At 70.2% G+C, this 2,708-nt stretch carries 3 protein-coding genes; 1 reads left to right on the forward strand and 2 read right to left on the reverse strand.

Going from position 1 to position 2,708, the window contains the following annotated elements; translation table 11 throughout:
- Nucleotides 1–131 precede the first annotated feature (131 nt).
- On the reverse strand, nt 132–1,088 hold the full coding sequence (locus H5T77_RS25560) for a D-alanine--D-alanine ligase family protein (protein ID WP_292653424.1): 957 nt from the start codon (nt 1,086–1,088) through the stop codon (nt 132–134).
- Nucleotides 1,089–1,146: 58 nt separating this feature from the next.
- Entirely contained in the window at nt 1,147–1,383 is a 237-nt protein-coding gene (locus tag H5T77_RS25565; RefSeq protein WP_179656947.1) for an Lrp/AsnC family transcriptional regulator, read from the reverse strand.
- Nucleotides 1,384–1,572: 189 nt separating this feature from the next.
- Between H5T77_RS25565 and H5T77_RS25570 the strand changes: the two genes are divergently transcribed.
- A complete protein-coding gene (locus tag H5T77_RS25570) occupies nt 1,573–2,529 on the forward strand; it encodes a thiamine-phosphate kinase (protein ID WP_292653425.1) in 957 nt (318 codons plus the stop codon).
- The last annotated feature ends 179 nt before the right edge of the window (nt 2,530–2,708 follow it).

The following is a 2,708-nucleotide window of genomic DNA, read 5'->3' on the forward strand; positions in this document are numbered from 1 at the left end:
CCGCCGCCGGTCGAGCCGCCGGAGCCGCTCGGCGGAGGCGTGTCGCGACCAACACGGTCCCCTCTTCGCGCGAGAGGGGACCGTGTTGGTCTCGACACCGGCTCGCTGGCGCTCGCCGGGCTCGACCAGCGCTAGCGGGAGAGGGCGCGCTTGAGGAGGGCGAGGGTGACCTCACCCATCGAGGTGCCGTCGTGCTTGGCGGCGAAGGGGAAGACGCTGGTCTCGGTGGCGCCGGGGGTGATGGCGACCTCGAGGACGACGAAGGCGCCGTCGGGGGTGACCATGAAGTCGGTGCGGGAGATGTCGCGCATGCCGAGCAGCTCGTGGGCGCGGACGGCGGTCTCGCCGAGCTCGGCGAGCAGCGCGTCGGGGAGGTCGGGGCGGCCGAAGCCGACGAACTCGGCGGTGTAGCGGGCCGCGAAGTCGAACTCGTGGCCCTTGCTGAAGTCGATCGCGATGGGGGTCATGGACTGCGGGCCCTCGTCGGTCTCGTGGACGACCACGGAGACGTCGATGCCGGCGTAGAAGCGCTCGATGAGTGCCTCGTCGCAGTAGGCGTAGGTCTTGACCAGGGCCGCGGGGAGCGCGGAGAGGCCGTCGACGCCGGTGACACCGAGCGCGGAGCCACCGCGCGAGGGCTTGACCACGACCCGTTCGCCCATCCGCGAGATGACGTGCTCCATCAGCACCGGGGCGCCGACGTCGCGGAACGTCGTGGAGGAGAGCGAGACCGACTCCGGCACCGGGATGCCGCCGCGGCGCAGAAGCTCCCGGGCGGCCGCCTTGTCGAACGCGACCCGGCAGGAGGTGGAGACGGTGCCGACGTACGGGATCCCGATCAGCTCCAGGAGCGTCTGGATCTCGCCGTCCTCACCGAACTGGCCGTGCAGAGCCGGCAGCGCCACGACCGCCTTGTCGCGTTCGAGGTTGTGCAGCAGCGCCCGGTCGAAGTCGTACGCCGCCACCTCCACTCCCAGCGCCGACAGCTCGCGCACGAGGTTGCGGCCGGAGGCCAGCGACACGTCGCGCTCGTGGCTCAGCCCGCCGGCGATGACGGCGACGGGCCCGGAAAGAGGAGGTGTGCTCATGCCCATGGTTCTAACACAGTGTTGTAACGGACGGCCGGGTGGAGCCGTCAGTCCGATGTCAGATGTGCACGACCGGGCAGGTCAGCGTGCGGGTGATGCCCTCGAGGTTCTGCACGCGGGCCACGACCAGCTTTCCGAGCTCGTCGACGTTGCGGGCCTCGGCGCGGACGATCACGTCGTAGGGACCGGTGACGTCCTCGGCCAGGGTCACGCCCTGGATCTTGCCGATCTCGGTGGCGACCTCCGCGGCCTTGCCGACGTCCGTCTGGATGAGGATGTACGCCTGTACGACCATGGTGCAGCTCCTGTTCTCCGTGCCTCCCTTGGCACATTGTCCGACCAGTAACCTATCGCGTTATCTATCGATCGACCTACACCGACCCTGGGGATAAGACGTAACGAGGCAGTGACCGCGTGAAGTGCGGAGTCGACCGGATGCGTGTCCCGGTATCTTCGCGCGCCAAGAGGAGGGTTGGATGTAGTCATGGCTTTTCCGAGGGACTCGACACTCGCCGACGTCGGTGAGTTCGGGCTGATCACCGAGATGACCAAGCACTTCGCCCAGGGAGAGCAGGTGCTGGTCGGCCCCGGCGACGACGCCGCGCTGCTGCGGGTCAAGCATGGTCACGTGGTGGTCTCGACCGACCTGCTCGTCGAGGGCCGGCACTTCAGGCGGGACTGGGCCGAGGCGTCCCACATCGGCCACCGGGCCGCCGGCCAGAACCTCGCCGACATCGCCGCGATGGGCGGCGTCGCGCACTCGATGACTCTCGGGCTCGCCCTTCCGCCGGACCTTCCGGCCGAGTGGGCGGTCGACTTCGCAGAGGGGTTCGCCGCGGAGTGTGCGCTTGTCGGGGCCTCCGTGGTCGGAGGGGACGTCACCGGCGCCGACCAGATCGTCATCTCCGTGACCGCCATCGGCGCGGTCGCCCAGGCACCGGTGCTCCGCTCGGGAGCCGAGCCCGGCGACGTACTCGCCCTGTGCGGCCGCCAGGGATGGGCTGCCGCCGGCCTGGCGATCCTCAAGCGCGGGTTCCGGTCGCCGCGCGTGCTCGTCGACGCCTACCGGCGTCCCCAGCCGCCGTACGCCGCCGGCCCCGCCGCCGCAGCCGCCGGTGCGTCCGCTCTGATCGACGTCTCCGACGGGCTCCTGGCCGAGGCCAGGCACATCGCCGACGCCTCGGAGGTCTCCATCGACGTGCACACCTCGGCGTTGACCATCTCCGAGGAGCTCAAGGCGGTCGCCTCGGCGACCGGCGCCGACGCGCTCGCGTTCGTGCTGGGCGGGGGAGAGGATCACTCGCTGCTCGCCGCGTTCCCGCCTGACGTGGAGCTGCCGGAGGGGTGGGCCGTGATCGGGACGATCGGGGAGCCTGGTGGGGAGCCGGTCACCGTTGACGGGGAGGTCTATGAGGGCACGGTGGGGTGGACGCACTTCTGAACCTGCCGTGTGCGGGTTCGGTTTCTCGGTCCGGCTTACGTCGGGCTTTGCGCCGACTCGGCGCAATCCGGTCCTCGCTTCGCTCCGGTCCGTTTGCGCCGAGTCAGCGCCTTTCATGAGATAGCAGAAGGGGCCCCGCTCAGCGCTTGCGCGCTGCCGCGGGGCCCCTTCGTGCTATC

This window comes from Nocardioides sp., from assembly GCF_014360585.1.
Lineage (GTDB): Bacteria > Actinomycetota > Actinomycetes > Propionibacteriales > Nocardioidaceae > Nocardioides.